The 17,367-nt window shown below is 65.3% G+C and carries 13 protein-coding genes; 5 read left to right on the top strand and 8 right to left on the bottom strand.

Annotated features, from left to right (window positions below):
* Positions 1–15: 15 nt before the first annotated feature.
* The 5 genes from HOV91_RS20165 to HOV91_RS20185 all read right to left on the bottom strand — a co-directional run bounded on the left by HOV91_RS20165 (position 16) and on the right by HOV91_RS20185 (position 5,251).
* Positions 16–1,548: a nitric oxide reductase activation protein NorD gene (locus HOV91_RS20165; protein ID WP_174186953.1), complete on the bottom strand. Its 1,533-nt coding sequence runs from the start codon at positions 1,546–1,548 to the stop codon at positions 16–18.
* A 575-nt stretch (positions 1,549–2,123) separates the two neighbouring features.
* Positions 2,124–2,729 (bottom strand): TetR/AcrR family transcriptional regulator, encoded by a 606-nt coding sequence (locus HOV91_RS20170; RefSeq protein WP_174186954.1) that lies wholly within the window; start codon positions 2,727–2,729, stop codon positions 2,124–2,126.
* Positions 2,730–3,215: 486 nt separating this feature from the next.
* Entirely contained in the window at positions 3,216–3,992 is a 777-nt protein-coding gene (locus HOV91_RS20175) for an oxidoreductase (RefSeq protein ID WP_174186955.1), read from the bottom strand.
* A gap of 182 nt (positions 3,993–4,174) precedes the next feature.
* Positions 4,175–4,546: a DoxX family protein gene (locus HOV91_RS20180; protein WP_174186956.1), complete on the bottom strand. Its 372-nt coding sequence runs from the start codon at positions 4,544–4,546 to the stop codon at positions 4,175–4,177.
* A gap of 30 nt (positions 4,547–4,576) precedes the next feature.
* The gene (locus HOV91_RS20185) at positions 4,577–5,251 is read right to left on the bottom strand and encodes an SDR family NAD(P)-dependent oxidoreductase (RefSeq protein WP_174186957.1); all 675 of its coding nucleotides are present in this window, start codon (positions 5,249–5,251) and stop codon (positions 4,577–4,579) included.
* 205 nt (positions 5,252–5,456) lie between these two features.
* Here HOV91_RS20185 and HOV91_RS20190 point away from each other — a divergent pair, with 205 nt between their 5' ends.
* Together HOV91_RS20190 and HOV91_RS39970 are read left to right on the top strand one after the other, a co-directional pair.
* Entirely contained in the window at positions 5,457–6,050 is a 594-nt protein-coding gene (locus HOV91_RS20190; protein WP_174186958.1) for a TetR/AcrR family transcriptional regulator, read from the top strand.
* 608 nt (positions 6,051–6,658) lie between these two features.
* Positions 6,659–7,996: a TetR/AcrR family transcriptional regulator gene (locus HOV91_RS39970; RefSeq protein WP_246350456.1), complete on the top strand. Its 1,338-nt coding sequence runs from the start codon at positions 6,659–6,661 to the stop codon at positions 7,994–7,996.
* Between the two features lie 267 nt (positions 7,997–8,263).
* Here HOV91_RS39970 and HOV91_RS20205 read toward each other — a convergent pair whose 3' ends face one another.
* Positions 8,264–9,493, bottom strand: a complete 1,230-nt coding sequence (locus HOV91_RS20205; protein ID WP_174186959.1) for a PucR family transcriptional regulator — start codon at positions 9,491–9,493, stop codon at positions 8,264–8,266.
* Between the two features lie 338 nt (positions 9,494–9,831).
* On the bottom strand, positions 9,832–10,494 hold the full coding sequence (locus HOV91_RS20210) for a TetR/AcrR family transcriptional regulator (RefSeq protein ID WP_174186961.1): 663 nt from the start codon (positions 10,492–10,494) through the stop codon (positions 9,832–9,834).
* A 167-nt stretch (positions 10,495–10,661) separates the two neighbouring features.
* Between HOV91_RS20210 and HOV91_RS20215 the strand changes: the two genes are divergently transcribed.
* The gene (locus HOV91_RS20215; RefSeq protein WP_174186973.1) at positions 10,662–12,056 is read left to right on the top strand and encodes an ABC1 kinase family protein; all 1,395 of its coding nucleotides are present in this window, start codon (positions 10,662–10,664) and stop codon (positions 12,054–12,056) included.
* Positions 12,057–12,346: 290 nt separating this feature from the next.
* Here the strand turns inward: HOV91_RS20215 and HOV91_RS20220 are convergent, their stop codons facing one another.
* Entirely contained in the window at positions 12,347–14,584 is a 2,238-nt protein-coding gene (locus tag HOV91_RS20220; protein ID WP_174186962.1) for a SulP family inorganic anion transporter, read from the bottom strand.
* Between the two features lie 1,129 nt (positions 14,585–15,713).
* On the opposite strand from HOV91_RS20220, the gene HOV91_RS20225 reads away from it, so the two are divergent.
* The gene (locus HOV91_RS20225) at positions 15,714–16,160 is read left to right on the top strand and encodes a MarR family winged helix-turn-helix transcriptional regulator (protein ID WP_174186963.1); all 447 of its coding nucleotides are present in this window, start codon (positions 15,714–15,716) and stop codon (positions 16,158–16,160) included.
* A 286-nt stretch (positions 16,161–16,446) separates the two neighbouring features.
* On the top strand, positions 16,447–17,367 hold a 921-nt coding region (locus HOV91_RS20230), incomplete at its 3' end, for an RsbRD N-terminal domain-containing protein (protein ID WP_246350458.1).

Below are 17,367 nucleotides of genomic sequence, written 5' to 3' on the forward strand. Positions count from 1 at the left end.
CTCTCGATCCTGTGGTCAAGAGACCAGCTCGCGGTGGACTTCGGCCAGTGCGCGAGGCAGATCCTCGATCCGGCGCAGACGGCGTGAGCGGGGTTCCCCGAACACGGTGGGCAACGGATCGACCCGGACCGGGCCGACGCCGAGGTAGAAGACGCTGACCCCGGCCTCGGTGGCCTCCTGCACCGCCTGCGCCACGTCCGCCCACGCGTAGCGGCCCTCGTAGCCCTCGTCGGAGATCAATCCGTCGCCCAGGACCAGGAGTTGGCGACGCTCGGCGCGCTGGCCCAGCAGCCGCGCGGTCAGATGCCGCAGCGGCGCGCCCAGGCGCGTGTATCCCCCGGTCCCGAGTCCAGCGGCGCTGGGGTCGATGTAGCCGCGTTCGTGGAAGTTCTTGAGACACAGCACTTCCACCCGGTGGCGGGTGTTGCCGGTGAAGACGAAGATCGCGTGTGCCTGTCGGGTCGCCGACATGGCGCGCGACAGCGCGTCCGCGCACGCCAACTCGAGTCGGAACACCCGGCCACCGTGCGCGCTGAGTGAGGAGCTGCCATCGAGCAGCACCGCGGTCACCACGTCACGCGAGTGCGGCGCCAGATCGCGAAAGACCCGCGCCGCGGACGCGGGACCGGTCAGCGTGTCCACGTGATAACTCGTGTAGCGGTCGATGTCGAGGTCGGATCCGTCTTCCAGGCCGCCGCGCATGCCCCGATGGGTGCGGTGCTCGAACCAGCGGCGGATCTCGGGCGACACCGCGGCCGCCACGTGGCGCGGGGGCGCCAGCGCGCGTTCGAGTACCGCGACGTGGTCGCGCAAGTAGCTCTGGGTCCACATGTTCCATTCCGGATAGGGAATCCCCACCCGGTGATCGGGATCAATGGCGATGTCCTCGTTCTCCGGCCGACTCGGCGGAGGCTCATTGGGATTGCGCACCCCGCCTTCGCCGCCCACCGGGACCGACATCGCCCGGTAGGCGTCGGTGCGCGGCGAGGTCCACGGCATGCGCCCGTACATGCGCCGCACCGCCGCGGTCACCGCGTTTCCGCGCGCCGCGCCGAGCGGTAGCACTCCGAGCAGCGGATGCGCTGCCACCTGCGGGTGATCACGCGCCCACTGCCGAGCCCGTTCCAGCATCTCCCACCCCTCGAGACCCGAATCGAGAATGCTCAACTCGGGGATGGCGCGGTGAATCTCGGGCAGCAGTCCAGGCAGTCGCTCACCGATCCAGCCGGCCGCCACGCCACCCTCGACCATCGACAAGCTTCGACGTTCACGTGGTGACAGTTCGCGCGGGCCCGATTCCGCGATCCGTTCCTTGGACGGCGAACATTGCAGCGCCACACCGCAGGTCATCGATCGCAGCGTCCAGTCCGCGCGCAGCGAGGGAAACGGGACGTGCACGAATCGGCGGGTCGCGTCGAGGCCGAAACTGCGATTGTCGCCGGTGACGATCCGGACTCCGTCGCGTCGGTCGTCGGAGACGGCCACGGCGACCACAGCGCAGCTGTGCTCGAGTTCGGCCGCCGAGTCGAGGTCGCCGGTCGCGCTCACCGCGCGACCGTTCCTCGACGCCGCGCCGGGATCAGAAGGTCCCGATATTGCGCATCACCCAGTACCAGAAGCCGATCACGGCCCCCATCGCCGCCCACGACACGAGCAAACGAACGATGTCCTGCCACATGATCGAACCTCTCTTCTCGGTACGCGGCCGGGCGGACGTGCCCGGATCCCGCCTCGACGGCGAGGACGAGCGACCCCTTGCCCCTCGACCTCGCTGCGAAGTCCGGTCGAGGAGAGTGCACCGTGTTCATGAGAGAGCTTTCTACCCGACTTCACTGATTCAAGTCAATAAGTTCACTCCAAGCAACGCGCAAACCCGCTCTTTTGCAGGCAGTATCATGAACAATCACTCACAGGTTGTGTATATCGCTGATCTGAGTCAGAATCTGGAGATACGGGCGAGCACGGCGAGCGTCGCGGACCGACTCCGCCATGCACATCACGTCGGGGCGCATCCGCCGATCGGGTGGAACCCGGCGCGGATAGCCAGGATGCGCCGACGGGCCGGGATCGAGGGCCACCGACGCATCTGCGGCAGCGGACTGAAAGGGTGGGACGAAATCCGCTCAGGCGGCGGTCATGGAGTGCAGGGTCGTAGCGACGAACTGGTCGAGCACCGGGCCGCGGACCGCAGGATCGCCGGGGACGGTGATCAGCAGCGCGTAGAGTCCGAGCAGGAAGAACACGCCGTGATGCAGGGAGTCGGTCAGGCCGTTGGTCTCCCCCGCCTGGCGCGCCTGCTCGATCTCCTCTACGACCGCGACGATCATCGGGTGCTCGGCCCATTCCTCAGACGGGCCGCGGCTGGTCGAGAAGTGCAGCGCGAGGAAATCCTTGAACAGGCGTTCCCCCAAGCGCACTTCCAGCTTCTCCACGACTCGGACCGTCTCGAGCAGCACGGTCCGCAGATCGTGCGGCTTCGCGAAGACCTTGCGCAGCTCGGCGGCCATCCGCGCCTCTTCGCGCTTCTCGAGCTCGATCAGCACATGTTCCTTGGTGGGAAAGTGAAAGAAGAACGTACCGTGGGCGACACCGGCGGCCGCGACGATGGTACTGATCTCCGCGGCGGCCAGCCCGGCGCGCCGGAACTCGACGATCGCCGCGGCCAGCAGCCGTTCCCGCGTCTGCTGGCGCTTGAGATCACGGATCGACGTCGTCGCGCGCGCGGGCATGAAAGACCACCATTTCCACAGTTGACATGACTGCGGTCAACTTATCATCCACTGCGACCCGACTGCCCCACCAGCCCGCAGGCGCGGATAACGCGGGAATGCGCCAGTCATCCGACCGGGTAGGCAAGTACGGCACCCGCAGGTCCTGCGGGACTGCCGACAATAGCTGACCACAGTCATCGAATCGGGAGGCGGCACAGACGTCGACCGGCGGTGGCGGGCGCGGTCAGACAGCAGCGGGAACTCGCAGGAGGTCTCGGTCGATACATTCGATTCCTCGAGCGTAACCAGCACGCCGGACCTTCCGCGGCTTCGCCGTCTGCTCCAAGATCCGACAGCCCGATTACCTACCGAACGTTGCCTGACACGGCACTAGTTATCAGGCGATCCCCGACGGGTGGTCGCTGAACCGACGGATCGGACTGCGAAGGCGTTGCAGGGCGGTGCGGTGCCGCTCGACACCGTGGTGTGACGATGCGACACGGGTCAGACCGTTTTGATTGCACCGCCGTCGATGACGTAGTCGACGCCGGTGATGTTGGCGGCGACATCGGATAGGAGGAATGCGACCAGGGCGGCCACTTCCCCGGGCTCGGTCATCCGGCCGGTCGTGATCTGCGAGCCGTTGGTGAGCTGCTCGATGAACTCCGGCATGCTCTGGCCGGCCGCGGCGGCGGCCTTGGCGACCGGGCCGTCGGGGTTTTCGTAGATGGAGGTCCGGACCAGGCCGGGGGAAATGGTGTTCACGCGAACGCCACGGGGTCCGAATTCCTCGGCCAGGGACTTTCCGAGGGCGGTAACGGCCGCCTTGGCCGCGCTGTAGGTGGCCGGGACATTGCCGGGCGTGCGGGCGGCGGTGGAGGAGATGTTGACGATCGCTCCCCTGCGCTCGATCAGGCTGGGCAGGGCCGCTCGTGTGGTACGGACAGCGCTCAACACGTTGAGGTCGAACATGCGTGCCCATTCGGCGTCATCGGCATCGAGGAAACCGAAACTTCCCTCCCCGCCTCCCAGGTTGTTGACCAGCAGGTCGATACCACCCAGCTCGGCCAGCGCGGCATCGGCCAGGGCGGACACGCCGCCGGGAGTGCTCAGGTCGGCCGAGACGGTATACGCGTCAGTGTCTTTCAGCTCGGTAGTGATGGTGCGAGCGGCGCCCACGACCCGGGCGCCTTCACCGATCAGGGTGCGGACGACGGCCAGTCCGATACCCCGGCTGGCGCCGGTGACAACGGCTGTCTTGTCGGCAAGATCGAGATTCACGGTTTCTCCAATGTCGGAACGATATTTGTGCTGGGGCCGCAGGCAGGGCGTCCCGCCCGGTCAGATGGCTTCGAGCTGGTCTGTGTGCACGCTCACCCGCTACGCGAGCGTCTCGATCCGTAGCGGAGCTGCTGACCCAGGACATGGGCGAGGGTGTCAGCCATCTAGCGCGGTGCCGACGGTCAGAAGGCGTAGGGCCCGAAACGTCCCCAAGCGACGAGGACTGCGCCGATGAGCAGGACCGTGTTGAACGCGATGGCCGGTGGTTCGCCGCGGCGGAGGTGGACGACGATGGCTCCGACCATGATGATTGCCAGGCCGGTGGCAGCCAGCGGGGTGAGCACGGTGGCGATGCCGGTGACAGCGGGCAGGACGAGTCCTGCGGCTCCCGCGAACTCGGCCGCGCCGATCCCGCGCACGACCGGGGTGGAGAAGTCGTCGACCCACGGCAGCTGTCGGGTGAGTTCGTCACGCGGACGTGTGAGCTTGGTGATGCCCGCCAGCAGGAACAACGCCGCCAGCAAGCCTTGCACGATCCACAGCATGACGTTCATGGGTGGGAAACCTTTCAGTAGCGGTTGGGGTCAGCCTGTGAATACGCGTTCGGCGCTGTCGCGGGCGATGTGCTGCTCCCAGTACACGGGTGCGATCTGGTCGGCGGAGGCGCGAGGAAAACCTTCGGGCGCGCTGTCGCCGATCCACACGCCGATGCCGATGTGTGCGGCGTGGACGCCGGTGCCGGCGAGCTCTTTGTGCAGGTTGAGTACCCAGTTGCGCAAGGCGGCGCCGGCAGCGTTGATGTTGGCGAGCATCGGGCTCGGGTCGATAGAGCCGGCGCCGGTGGTGTAGAGCAGAGTGCCCGCGCCGGCCTCGCGCATGGCCGGCAGCACCGCGTCGGTGGCGGCGATGGCTCCGTAGAGCTGGAACTCCATCTCCCGCTGCACATCGGCGGCAGTGGTGCGTGACGGGCTCGTCATGGTGGTCGCCGCGGGTTGACCGGCCGGGGAGTACTCGAGCACGTCGATGCCGCCGAAGCGGTGGGCGGCATCGGTGAGCGCGGCGGTGAGTGCGGCGCGGTCGAGGACATCGGCGCAGAACGCGGCGGCGGTGTAGCCGTCGGCGGCGAGCCGGGCGACGAGGTCGTCGAGCTTGCCGCGGTTACGGGCGAGCAGGGCGATGTCGAAGCCCTGGGCGCCGAAGGCGCGGGCGATGGCCAGGCCCATCCCGCGGCCTGCTCCGACGATAGCGACGGTTGGCATGGTCAGCTCCTCAAAAAACTGGTCAGCGGTGGCAGGTGCCGCACGGGCCGTTGCCGGTGCAGTTGCCTGGTGATGCCGGGCGCCGGTGAGTTCTCAGGAGACGGTCTACGGGCGGGTGCGATCACGACTCCAATGTATTCATTGAATACATTGTGGTCAATGCCTACAATGTAGTTACTGATCACATCGAGATAGGGTGGCAAGTATGACAACCCGCCGCCCGTACCACCACGGCGATCTGCGTGCCGCCTTGTTGGCCCGCGCCGAGCGGACCCTGCGCGACAAGGGGCTTGCCGAGCTGTCATTGCGAGGACTGGCCAGGGATCTGGATGTGAGCCCCGGCGCGCCCAGCCGCCACTTCGCCAGCAAGCGCGCTCTGCTGAACGCGTTGGCGCAGGAAGGTTTCCACCGCCTGGGCAACACGCTGACCGCGGCACAGCAGCAGGCAGGTGAGTCGTTCGCCGACCAGCTGACCGCGCTCACGCGCGCCTACATGGGCTTCGCCGCCGACAATGCCGCTCTGCTGGATCTGATGTACTCGGCGAACTACGACCCCGCCGCGTCCCCGGAACTGGCTGCCACCTCACAGCGGCTACCGGCGTTGGCCACTCGGCTGATCGAGGACGGGCAACACCGCCACGAGGTCCGCGACGGACCAGCCGACGAGATCGTCTTGCCCGTTATCGCCGCCATGCACGGCTTCGTCGCCCTCGCGATATCCGGCGCCATCCCCACCGACGGCATCGAGCAGGGTCTGAAGGACACCGTCGCCTTCGTTATGCGTGGCTGCGCGCCGTGACAGCACCCGGCGCGCCGCCCCGCGGTTCCCGGTTGGATCTGCGGTCAGGGCGGGATGGATTCGACGGCCGGGTCGGTCGGGCGCGCGGTTTCGGCGCCCTTGCTCGAGCTCACCAGCACGATCACCAGCGAATCAACGGCGGCAAACACTGGGAATCGTCCCTGCCGCCCGGTGTGGACCGTGTATTCGATGAGATCGACAGCGCCGCCAGAATGGCGCCCCGCCTGCAGTAGGCACGGGGAGCGGAGCGATGACCGGCCGCGCGATCCTGTTCGTGATCGACGGATCGGCCGACCGGAGCCACCACACCGCCCGCACGATCTGCCACGCGGCTGGCCCTGCACCACCGCCGCGCAAGTGCGCAAATTCGTCGCGTACGCGATCTCACCGAATTGCCCCGGGTGATCTCCGCGCACGTCCCTCACCCCGACGGCGAGGGCGCGCTCGCCGGGCACCGCCGGACCGAGCCGGGCACCGCAGGTCACCACCTGGTGTTCCGCTCGCCAGGCGTTCGCCCCGCAGCACTTCCGCTGTTTGGTGCTGCCGCTGGCACAGACCGTAGGGTTGACGACGGTGACCTTCCCGGCGACAGCAGGCAGGAGTGACTTATGCCGCCGAACAGTGGGACCCGTCGTCCGACCCAGGAACGCGCGAAGGCAACCCGCGAGCACATCCTCGACAGTGCCGCACGCCTTTTCGGAGAGCACGGGATCGCGAACACCTCGACCAACCGGATCGCCACCGAGGCCGGAGTGAGCGTCGGCACCGTCTACCGTCACTTCACCGACCGCACCGTCATGGTGGACAAGCTGATCGAGCGGCTACTCGAAAATGCCGAACAACGCTTCACTCAGCGTGTCTTCGGCCTCGCCGAGCAAACCACCGCAGAACTGATGGCGTCCATCTTGGAGGTCATCACCGACGAGTTGATGGCTAGCGCCCAGTTGATACGTGCGCTCTCGGTCGGCGTCTCGTTCTATGACACCGGCATCCCCGAGCTCGAACTCCGTCTACGTCTTTTCGCCAAGGTGCTGGTTATCCAGCTGCTCGGCCCGGGCGACGACCACAAATACGACATCATGAGCATCGTGTTGGTTAACACCGGGATCGCGGCAGCGCTCCGCGCATCGGTGCTCGAGAATGACAGCCAGCAACGTAGGCAGGCACTCACCATCACCGCGCGTGCTGTCGCGGCGTGGATTGAATCCGAACGCACACAAGCTCGGCCTGACGCAGGTCGAATGCCGGACCATCGGCGCGCCGTTGATCGCGCAACACCTGGCCTTCCCCGGCCGGCAGACAGGAGCGAGTACCTGACCCCGCCGAGGAAGGCGACTAGCCGTCCCACGCAGGAACGCGCGAAGGTTACCAGGGAGCACATCCTCGATACCGCCGCACGCCTTTTCGGAGAACACGGCATTGCCAACACCTCGACCAACCGGATCGCGGCCGAGGCCGGGGTGAGTGTCAATACCGTGTACCGCCACTTCTCCGACCGTACGGACATCGTGGAAGAATTGCTGGAAAAGCTGCTGGAAAGTATCGAACAGCACCTCATTCGCAGCGTGTCCGATTCCGCCGACAGAAGCGTTCTGGAACTGGCCGTCACCATTCTCGAGGCCATCACCGACGAATTGGTGGTCAACGCCCCACTGGTGCGGGCGCTGGCGGCAGGACTGGCGTACTATAACAGCGGTCTCCCGGGATTCGAACCACGCCTGCGCGCCCTGCTGAAAGTTCTGCTGATCCGGGTGCTCGGCCCCGGCAATGAAAACGGCCACGACGTGATAGCATTCGTGCTGGTCAACGTCGGTTTCGCGGCGGCGGTCCGCGCCGCGTTGGTCGACGCCGACACCGGCGAGCGGCAGGAAATCATCGCGATGACTGCCCGCCTGATCGCGGCCGGAGCCGAAGCCGAAATCGTGGCATCATCGAGCTTCGGATAACCACCAATAGGCACCGGAGCGGGTAACTGGCCGCTCTGATGCGCGTGGCGGTTACATTCAGCGACTGACACCGCGCGCAAGCCTGCCCACAACACGAGGCAGGCAGATGAATTCCGCGCGTATGTCCGTCTGAGAATGGATCGCCGGTTGGGGCTCCGCATTCGATGGCGGCATCCGGCCGAAGCTGAGCTGACCGGCTCAGACTGCGAACGCGATGTTCGCGCAATCACGGAACTTCGTCACACCGATCGTAATTCGTATGGCCGTTCACACTGCGTCGACATGGCTATCGGGTTGGCCGCGCTTGCTGAACGCGCGGGCGATGAGCGCCGAACGTAGCTGCCACACGCCCGACGTGGTGGTGGGATCGAGTCCGGTCAGCTGGCTGATGCGCCTGAGCCGATAGTCGACGGTGTTGGCATGGATCTGCAGCGAGCGGGCGGTGCGTTGGCGATTGAGGTTGTTGCTGATATAACTCCGCAAGGTTTGGAACAGCTCGGGGCGATCGTCGAGGGAATCCAGGAGAGACCCGAGAGTTTCACGACCCGGCCCCGGCCTGGTCAGCTGGTATTCCAGCGCCATATCGGCGAAACGGTACAGAGCGGGGACACATTGCAGTTGCCGCACCATGTCGAGCAACTCGTGAGCGCGATCGGCCGCGCCGGGGACTCCATTGGCCGACGCTGTGACAACGACCGCTGTCACCGGTACACGCGCGGCCGCCGACAGCTGGGCGAGCAGTTCGTCGAGGCTCTCGTCGCTCATCGTCGCAGTCGGGATCAGGATCGTCCCGCCGTCCACACTGAGCAGCGCGAGTGCGTTCTCGCCGCAACGGGTAGCGAGTTCGGCCTGCAGGCGGCGCAGTTTGCGGCGGGCGACGACTTTGCCGTCGAGCATCGGGTGCTGCTCGTCCGGGTGTTTCGGAACATCGACTGCCAGAACGGAATACTCCTCGGCGATGCCTATTCCGTCTTCGCGGGCCGTTGTTGCGGCGGTGTATCCCCCCAGCAGCCTGGAAGCCAGCGTGTGGACGGCGGTGTGGTGCTCACTGACCGCCGCCTTGTGCTCACGGACATAAGCGCAGGCGACAGTGGCGCTCATGATGTCGAGCATCTCCACAACCAGGTTCATGCCGTCCACCAGATCGGCGTAGGCCTTCACCGTCCCTTTCGAGAAGATGAAATCCAAACCGAGCTTCGATCCTTCATGAAGGGAATGCAGGATCGTGTCGATCGGCACGCCATCCCGCGCCCAATCGGCCGCCGCATCGGCCAGCCAGCCGGTCTTCGCCGAAATATCGTGCCCGTCCAGCATGCTGACGGACAGCTCGAGACAGAACCGGGCGACGTCGTCACCGGGCAGCACGGCGGGGGTCATCACGTCGTCGATAGAGCGCCCGGCCAGCTGCCGAGACACCTCCCGCGCGCCCTGTGTGGGTAATGGCATCGGTTCACCCGAGACGGTCAATCCATTCCGGAGTGCCCCGTTGGCTGTCATCGTCGACTCCCTTCCGCCCAGTTGCTACGGCTCTACCGGCCGATGGTGCGGTCGGACGCCGCGCGCGGCCGAACTCGCACGGCGAATGCATTCGACCTGCGGCCCATGATCGGTTGGTCCAACGATATGAGGATCCCGAACTCGCCTTCCACTCTTCTTTGCCGAACCTCTCGATGTCGGTGAATCACGGCGTTGACATGCAGCGGAAGACCGCTCGCCACGGCGTTCGAAGAAATCTCCCGGTGGTTGCGTGCGAGGTTTGCTCACATTTCGCGGTAGCACTCACAAGTCGGTCGCACAGCGAACGGCGGCTCGCAGTTGCGCGATCCTGTTGCCGGTCAGGGCAGCGATGTCAGTTGAGCTGCCCGTACTTCATTCTCGAGCCAAGCGCCGATCATCTGAACGGTCATCGCGATGGCCTCGCGCCGTTGGTCGTCGTCGACCTCCCTCGCCGTTGTGCGCAGCAGCGCCGCGAAGCCGATATTGATCAGCACATATGCCATCAGGTCGTACTTGTGATCGTCTCCCGGACCGAGGAGCTGGATCACCAGCACCTTGACCAGCGGACGCAGACGCAGCTCGAACTCGAGAACGCGGCTGCCATGGGATTGGACTTCGCCGCCCAGCGCGCGCACCAGATGCGCGTTGGCGACCAACTCTTCGGCGAACAACTCCAGCATCTCGGTGGATACCTTCGGAACCGAGGGGTGCCGCAGGGTTATCGGGCGCTGCGACAAGTCGTAGACCCAGTGGGTGAAACGCCGCTCCGCGTTTTCGAGTAGGCGCTCGAGCAGCTCATCGACGATCGCGGTCCGATCAGGGAAGTACCGATAGACTGCGCCGATGCTCAAGCCGGCCTCCGCTGCGATCCGGTTCGTCGAGGTTTCCGCGATTCCACACTCACCGAACAACCGCGCCGCGGTGTCGAGTATCCGCTCCCTCGTCTCCTTCGCGCGCTGCTGGGTCGGGCGACGGCGCTGTCGGGCGGCCTTGTGCGGCATCACACTTCCCTGTCTAGGATTGAAAATGAGTTTTGCTCACTTTAACTTCAGCTGTCGAATACACTGCCGCTTGTTGTAATTTGTTAGACCGTTGAATCGACGGCCGACGTTGCCGACACCAGCGGTACGCGATCTTGGTCATAGGCTGGCCCACGGAGGTGCTGATGATGACCGGTCAGCTGCCCAGAGGTCGACTGGCGCGGGGCACTCGGCTGGGCCGACTGGTCGCGGGGCGGGCGGTGCGCGGAGTCGGGACACGGTTGTCGATGATCGGCCGGCCCGAGGAAGCCCGGCAGATACTCGCCGAGCGGTCCACTCTGCAAGCCGCACAGCAAATGGTCACGGTGCTCGGCGGCATGAAGGGTGCGGCGATGAAGCTGGGCCAGATGCTGTCGGTTCTCGATGTCGACCTCGTGCCGGAATCCCACCGTGAGCTGTTTCGGGCGAAGCTCGCCGAACTTCGAGATCGCGCACCAGAGGTTCCGTTCAGCGCTATGCGGAAGGTCATCGAGGGTGATCTCGGATCGATGTCCCGAGTGTTCGCCGAGTTCGAGGAGACGCCGGTGGCCGCAGCCTCGATCGGCCAGGTGTATCGGGCGAGATTGCATGACGGGCGCATGGTCGCGGTGAAGGTGAAATACCCCGGTGTGGACGAGGCCGTTCACGCGGACATGCGCAATTTGCAGTTGTTCGCCAAGCTCTGGAGATCCGTGCTGCCGAGCGCCGCCGACACCGCCGTGCTGGACGAGATCGCGCGCAACATCGGCGGTGAACTCGACTACCTGCGCGAAGCGCGGACTCAGCGTGGAGTCGCCTCGCGCTTCCACGGGCATCCCTTCATCACCGTCCCCGCCAGCGTCGGAGAACACTGCACGCAACACGTTCTCGTGACAGAATTCGTCGAAGGGAAGCCCTTCCAAGAGATTCAGGCGATGCCCGAGGCCGATCGAGATCGGATCGGTGAGCTGATCTACCGCTTCTACATAGGTTCGCTGTTCTCCGACTACGAGTTCTGCGGTGACCCGCATCCCGGCAACATCCTTCTGGACGGGGGCGGTCGCCTCGCCTTCGTGGATTTCGGGCTCTATCACCGGATGAACCCCGCGGACGCCGAATTCGAGCGTGCGTCCCTGCTCGCCGCCGGGGAACACCGGGCCGAGGATCTGTACAAGGCGTGGATCGGCCGCGGCATCATCGATCCGGACGCGAGCGTCACACCACAGGAATGCCTGGAGTACGTGTGGGCCGCCTCGGGTTGGCAGTTGCTCGACGAGGAGATCACGATCACCCCCGAACTCGCCACCGCGGCAGTGGTGCTCGCCGTCGACCCGAGGGCGGACGAATTCCGCGGCATGCGGCATCAACTGCTTCCGGCCGAGCACGTGTTCTCCAGGCGGGCGGAGTTGTTCACCTTCGCCGCACTCGGCCAACTGGAGACGACCAACAATTGGCATAGGCTGGCGCGTGAGTGGCTTTACGGCGAGCCTCCAGCAACTGATATCGGGCGGGCAACGGCACGGTGGCGAGCCGGGCGACTGTCGGGACCACCTTCCCACCGTTGACCAGGCCATCACCGTACTGCGAAGAAGTCGATCTGCTCCTCGACCCTTCTTCGCCGATGTAACGCCGGGCAGTGCCACGCACTCACGGTGTGGCACAACGGCGGGGACCGTAGGGAGATGGTCACGGATAGGAGTACGAGGAGCACCGCCAGGAAACCGCGGAAGCGTTGCGATGGCGGAAGTAGACCCGACCGGAAGTGTTGGTCGCAGCGCCGCCGTTGCGGTTGGGCTCATCCTTGCGATGGCGTACTCCGGATTCCGGCGGTCGATGTGTGGCCTGGATGGTGTTGTCACAGCAACCGACCAGGCACCATGACCGGTTCGGCAACCTGGTCGTTGAATTCGCTGACGCCATCAGTGGTGACCTCGAGCATACGGGCGGTGGAGATGTCGAAGAACAGGCCCGATACCGTCAGGCCGCGTGCAGCGGCGGCCTGACGGATCACCGGGTGGCGTCGCAGGATCTCGAGCTGAACGGCGACGTTGACCATGCTCAGCTGGGCGGTTTCGTCATAACCCGCGGCAGCCGCAACGGCCCGCACCGGGTGCCCGGCACGGTAGGCATCCAGGCTAGGGCGGGCATGGGCGAGCCAGGTGTCCAGTCCCGGACCGATGGAGGCGCCGGCCAGCAAGGCTTTCATGGCACCGCAAGAGGAATGGCCGCATACCACCACGTTGTGCACCTTCAGGTTGTCCACCGCGAAGGACAGGGCCGCCTCGACCGAGGCGTCCGAGCCGTCCGCGGGGTGCAAGTTGCCGACGTTGCGGACGGTGAACAGGTCACCAGGACCGCTGTTGGTGATCACATTGGGCACGATGCGCGAGTCGGCACAGGTGAGGAACAACGAATGCGGATCTTGCCGGTCATGCAGCTGGTCCAGGTGTGGCCGCATCACGTGGGCGTGACTGCGATGGTAGGCGACCACGCCGGCTGCGACCGCGTCGCCGTTGCGCTCACGCCACGGGCCGAGCACCTCGTCGAGCATGCCGCGGGCCCGGCCGCGCCGGGGCGGGCCGGTCATGACGTGTTCCATGCGCGCGGTACCGATCTCGACGACTTCCACTTCGCCGCCGATACTTTCGTGCTGCCGGGCCCAGTCGTGGATGGCCTCGTAGCCGGCGTGGTCGAGGAAGTCGACGGTCAGCTCGACAAGTACGTCGGTACCGCTCGGCACAGTGGCCAGCTTCTTGGACAGCTTCGGCAGTGCCAGGAACGTGCACGTGCCCTCGACGCGGACGATCCAGCGGTCGGTGCCTGCCACCGGTGTGACCTGCACCGATACCTTCACCACTCGCCACAGCAGCATCGCGATCGCCATAGCCAGGCCGATGAGCACGCCCTCGAGCAGGTTCAGAAACACCACGCTGACCATGGTCACCGCGTATACCGCCAGGTCGCCGGTGCGACGGGCAAGCTGGATATGGGCCAGCTTCACCAGCTGGACCCCCACCACGACGAGCAACCCGGCCAACGCCGACTTCGGGACCTGCTGCGCGACGCCGACGAGCGCAATGGAGAACACCAGGATCCACACGCCGTGCAGAATCGCCGAGAATTGGGTGCGTGCACCGGCGGCGACGTTGGTTGAGCTGCGCACGATCACGCCCGTGACCGGAAGTCCACCGAGCATGCCGGAGATCATGTTGGCCGCGCCCTGAGCCACCAGCTCGCGGTCGAAGTTGGTACGCCTGCCAGTGTGCATCTTGTCCACGGACACTGCCGACAGCAGGCTCTCCACGCTGGCGATCAAGGCGATGGTGAGCACCGCCGGCACCGCCCCGCCCCAGTTGCCGCTGGGCAGGGCGGGCAGGCCGATGGCGTCGAACAGCGAGCTGTCGATCTCGATGCGGTCCGGATTGCCAGGCAGCACGAGCGACAGCACCGTACCCGTCAGCACCGCGACCAACGGGCCTGGGATCAGGCGAACCTTCCCGGGTACCCGGCGCCAGGCGACAATGATGCCCACGACGATCACTCCGATGACGAAGTCGTCACCGCGCGCGTTCAGCAGTTGGCCGGGGAGTTCGGTGATGTTCTCGAAGGCCGAGCTGCGCGACGCCCCGCCCAGCAGTACGTGCACCTGCTGCAACGCGATAGTGACTCCGATACCGGCGAGCATGGCATGCACGACGACCGGCGCAATCGCCAGCGCGGCACGCGCGATCCGGCTCGAACCGAACACGATCTGCAACAGGCCGGCCGCAACGGTGATGAAACATGTCGTCTTCCAGCCGAACTGGTGGATGGTCTCGGCGACGACCACGGTGAGGCCGGCCGCCGGACCGCTGACCTGCAGCGGGCTCCCACCGAGGAAGCCGACCGCGATGCCACCCACAGCGGCCGCGATCAGGCCGGCGGCAACAGGGGCGTCGGAGGCGATGGCAATGCCGAGCGACAACGGCAGAGCGACAAGGAAAACCACGATCGAGGCGGGCAGGTCATGGCGGGAGATCGTGGAAAGCCGATCAGACCAGCGGCTCCCCGGTGGAACGGCCGATAAAGGGGTCGCATCGGTGTCGGTGGACATATTTCTCCTTCACCAGGCCTACGGGCCGGTCCGGTCGGTCGAACATGTTCCCCAGGCAGCGAAGGCAGCTGCGGACGACGGTTCCGAGATATCAGTGCCTGCAGCATCTCCGGCATGGGAGTTTCCAAGATCAACGTACTGGCAATAGCGCAGTGAAAAACGGGAAGAACGAATATTTGTGACCGGCACTATTCCGAGTAGCAGCGTATTCCTCAGCTTCACAGCGCACCACCGGGAAAATCTGCATCAGAAATGAGTTTCCTACGACGGCGGGCACACCGCTGTGCGGAGGTATCACCCGACTGCACAGGGAGCGGGTGTAGCACGACAGGCCCTCGTGGTCGACGTCGGCATATTCGACGCCGGGCGGCGAAATGCCACAAGCAATGACGAGAACTATCGTGTACATTCGGGTCACAGTCAGTGTTGATGTCACTGGGAACTGTGATGATCTACGACGACTTCGGGAGGAGTTGATCTAGAAATCCAAATTCTGGAAAACGACATTGCAAGGACCATCGAGTTCGTGATCTGATCGTTCCGTCCCGAACCCGGGAATTCTCTACGAACACGACTGAGGATGACGGTATGAACTCGAAAATTATCCGCCCGCTCGCCGTGGCCGCATTCGCACTATCGGCCACCGCCCTTAGTGCCGGCACGGCCTCAGCGGATGCGTCTGCGGCCGCCCCCGTCGCGGGCTCGGTGGAATTGTGTATTCCCATCCCCCTTGGCTCGGCCGAGAATACCTTCTGCCTGCCTATCGGCTAGCTCGGGTAGCACGCGGCGGTGCCGACACGGTCAGGGTGAGCACCACGGCGCGCTTCCCAGTTCGAAGCCGTCACCGCCGCGCAGCCTGCGCAACATGGCCGTCGGTTGAGCGACGCCGGGCAAGGCATACCGAAGACCGCCCGCGTTGGACACCATCCCTCGCTGATCGGGCGGTGAAGGAGCCGCGGCCGGCGCCGGGATCAGGTGAACAGCCCCGCACACCGGCACGGTCATCGAGCGCGATGGGGGCTGCCCGGGTGGCGCATCAGCCCTCGACATGACCAAGCACCCGGCAGGAGGTGTAGAGGCAGAACGCCACCCACAATTCGCTTCCGGTCCGGTGAGAGTCAGGAGTTGCATGGCCGTGAATGCCGCGGACCCCACAGCACTGGCCGTGACAGCGGCGCGCCTGCGCATTGCGTTGACCGTGATTTTGCGCCGCGTCCGGAGGGATCCGAATGAGTGTCAATTGTCCGCGACGCAATGGGCGGTACTGGGACGCTTGCATCGAGGCGGAGCCATGGCCGCTGTCGATCTGGCTCGCCTGGAGATGTTGCGCCCGCAGACGATGCGCAATGTCATCGACGGGTTACGAGATCGAGGGCTGATCGTCGGCGTACGCGACCCGATCGACAGGCGCCGCGTGAACCTGATGCTCACCGACGACGGCCTGGCTTGGGCGCGCGGGCAACAGGGGGCACTGAACGATGCCCTCGCGCGGATTTTGTCGGAGAGCTTGCCGTCCGACGAACTGAACAAGGTGCACGAAGCGCTGGATCTGCTGGAGCGGATCGCCTACGGGTGATCCACCCACACCGCGCGCCAGCGAGCGCACCGCCGATAGGTACGCTGCGCAGCTCGCCAGCCTCTCGGCAGATCACGCCGAGGCTCTGGCCGAACCGTCATTGTGAACTATCACTACCGCTTACTGATCACTCCTCCTGAAATTCACGTTACTCGGAGTAGACCGTCCCTCTGAATCTCGCTCTGGTTATTCTGGAGCAATAGTGCAGTTAACGGGGGTGGAAGGAAGTCCGACTATGCCTGTCACCACCCCACGTCGACAAGGGCTCACGGTATCCGGCCGGCCCATGTCGTTGCCGCTGAAAGATGTCCGCGCCCTATCGCGGCAGATGGTCGGCCATTTCGTCGAAACCGTCGCCCCCTGTGGCACCTTGCCTGGTGACGCGATACACGGCGACATCACCATCATCACCCGCGTGTGCTTAGAACTGGCAGTCAGCATGCTGGACGGCAGCAACATTCCGGAGAAGACCGAACAACTCGAGGACGCCGCGGCCCAGTGGGCTCGCGAAGGCGTGCCCATCGGTACCATTCACCACGCCATCCACGAGGGCTTCAAGATCGGCTTCGACCTGGTGGTGTCCACCACCTCGGCCCGGCAGCGGGCCTCCGGCGCGGCCGACACCGAGCCGATGTGTACTCCCAGCCTGGCCGACTATCAAAGCATTCTCGACGGCGCCAAACTCGTCGTCGAAATGCTCGACACCATGACCACGGCGGTCTCGGCGGCCTATGTGCGTGAACTGCGCGCGGTCGTGTCGGAGCACCACACGGCGGTGCACACGCTCACCTCAGCGCTGCTCGGTGGGCACCCCACCTCCACCATGGCCCGCGAGTGTGGCATCGACATCTCCGACCGCTACCGCGTCATAGCCCTCGCCATCCCGCCCCACCCGGACGAGTCCAACCCGATACTGGACGCGAAAGTCGTTGCACGCCGCAAACTTCGGCGCGTGCAGGCAGAACTGGCTACGCGCTGCGACGACACCGTGCTGTCGCTGCTTTCGGTCGACGGCGGCACCCTGCTCATCCCCGCCGATCACATCACCAAGGGCACCCTGAAGGAACTGATCGAGCATCTATCGCGGGCGGCCCGCGTGAACATCACCGCGACCGCGGTCACCGCCACCACCGACGCCGTGCCCACCGCTGCCGATCAAGCCCACGAACTGCTCGACATGGTCACCCGGTTACGGTCGGTGCCGGAC

Origin of the sequence: Nocardia barduliensis (genome assembly GCF_013315795.1) — a bacterium.
Classification (GTDB): Bacteria; Actinomycetota; Actinomycetes; order Mycobacteriales; family Mycobacteriaceae; genus Nocardia; species Nocardia barduliensis.

What these genes read in the sequence shown, in the direction of transcription:
- HOV91_RS20170 (WP_174186954.1), bottom strand. Translation starts at nt 2,729, where the DNA reads ATGCCCGCGCGCGCGACGACGTCGATCCGTGATCTCAAGCGCCAGCAG.
- HOV91_RS20180 (WP_174186956.1), bottom strand. Translation starts at nt 4,546, where the DNA reads ATGAACGTCATGCTGTGGATCGTGCAAGGCTTGCTGGCGGCGTTGTTC.
- HOV91_RS20185 (WP_174186957.1), bottom strand. Translation starts at nt 5,251, where the DNA reads ATGCCAACCGTCGCTATCGTCGGAGCAGGCCGCGGGATGGGCCTGGCC.
- HOV91_RS20190 (WP_174186958.1), top strand. Translation starts at nt 5,457, where the DNA reads ATGACAACCCGCCGCCCGTACCACCACGGCGATCTGCGTGCCGCCTTG.
- HOV91_RS39970 (WP_246350456.1), top strand. Translation starts at nt 6,659, where the DNA reads ATGCCGCCGAACAGTGGGACCCGTCGTCCGACCCAGGAACGCGCGAAG.
- HOV91_RS20205 (WP_174186959.1), bottom strand. Translation starts at nt 9,493, where the DNA reads ATGACAGCCAACGGGGCACTCCGGAATGGATTGACCGTCTCGGGTGAA.
- HOV91_RS20210 (WP_174186961.1), bottom strand. Translation starts at nt 10,494, where the DNA reads ATGCCGCACAAGGCCGCCCGACAGCGCCGTCGCCCGACCCAGCAGCGC.
- HOV91_RS20215 (WP_174186973.1), top strand. Translation starts at nt 10,662, where the DNA reads ATGACCGGTCAGCTGCCCAGAGGTCGACTGGCGCGGGGCACTCGGCTG.
- HOV91_RS20220 (WP_174186962.1), bottom strand. Translation starts at nt 14,584, where the DNA reads ATGTCCACCGACACCGATGCGACCCCTTTATCGGCCGTTCCACCGGGG.
- HOV91_RS20225 (WP_174186963.1), top strand. Translation starts at nt 15,714, where the DNA reads ATGGCCGTGAATGCCGCGGACCCCACAGCACTGGCCGTGACAGCGGCG.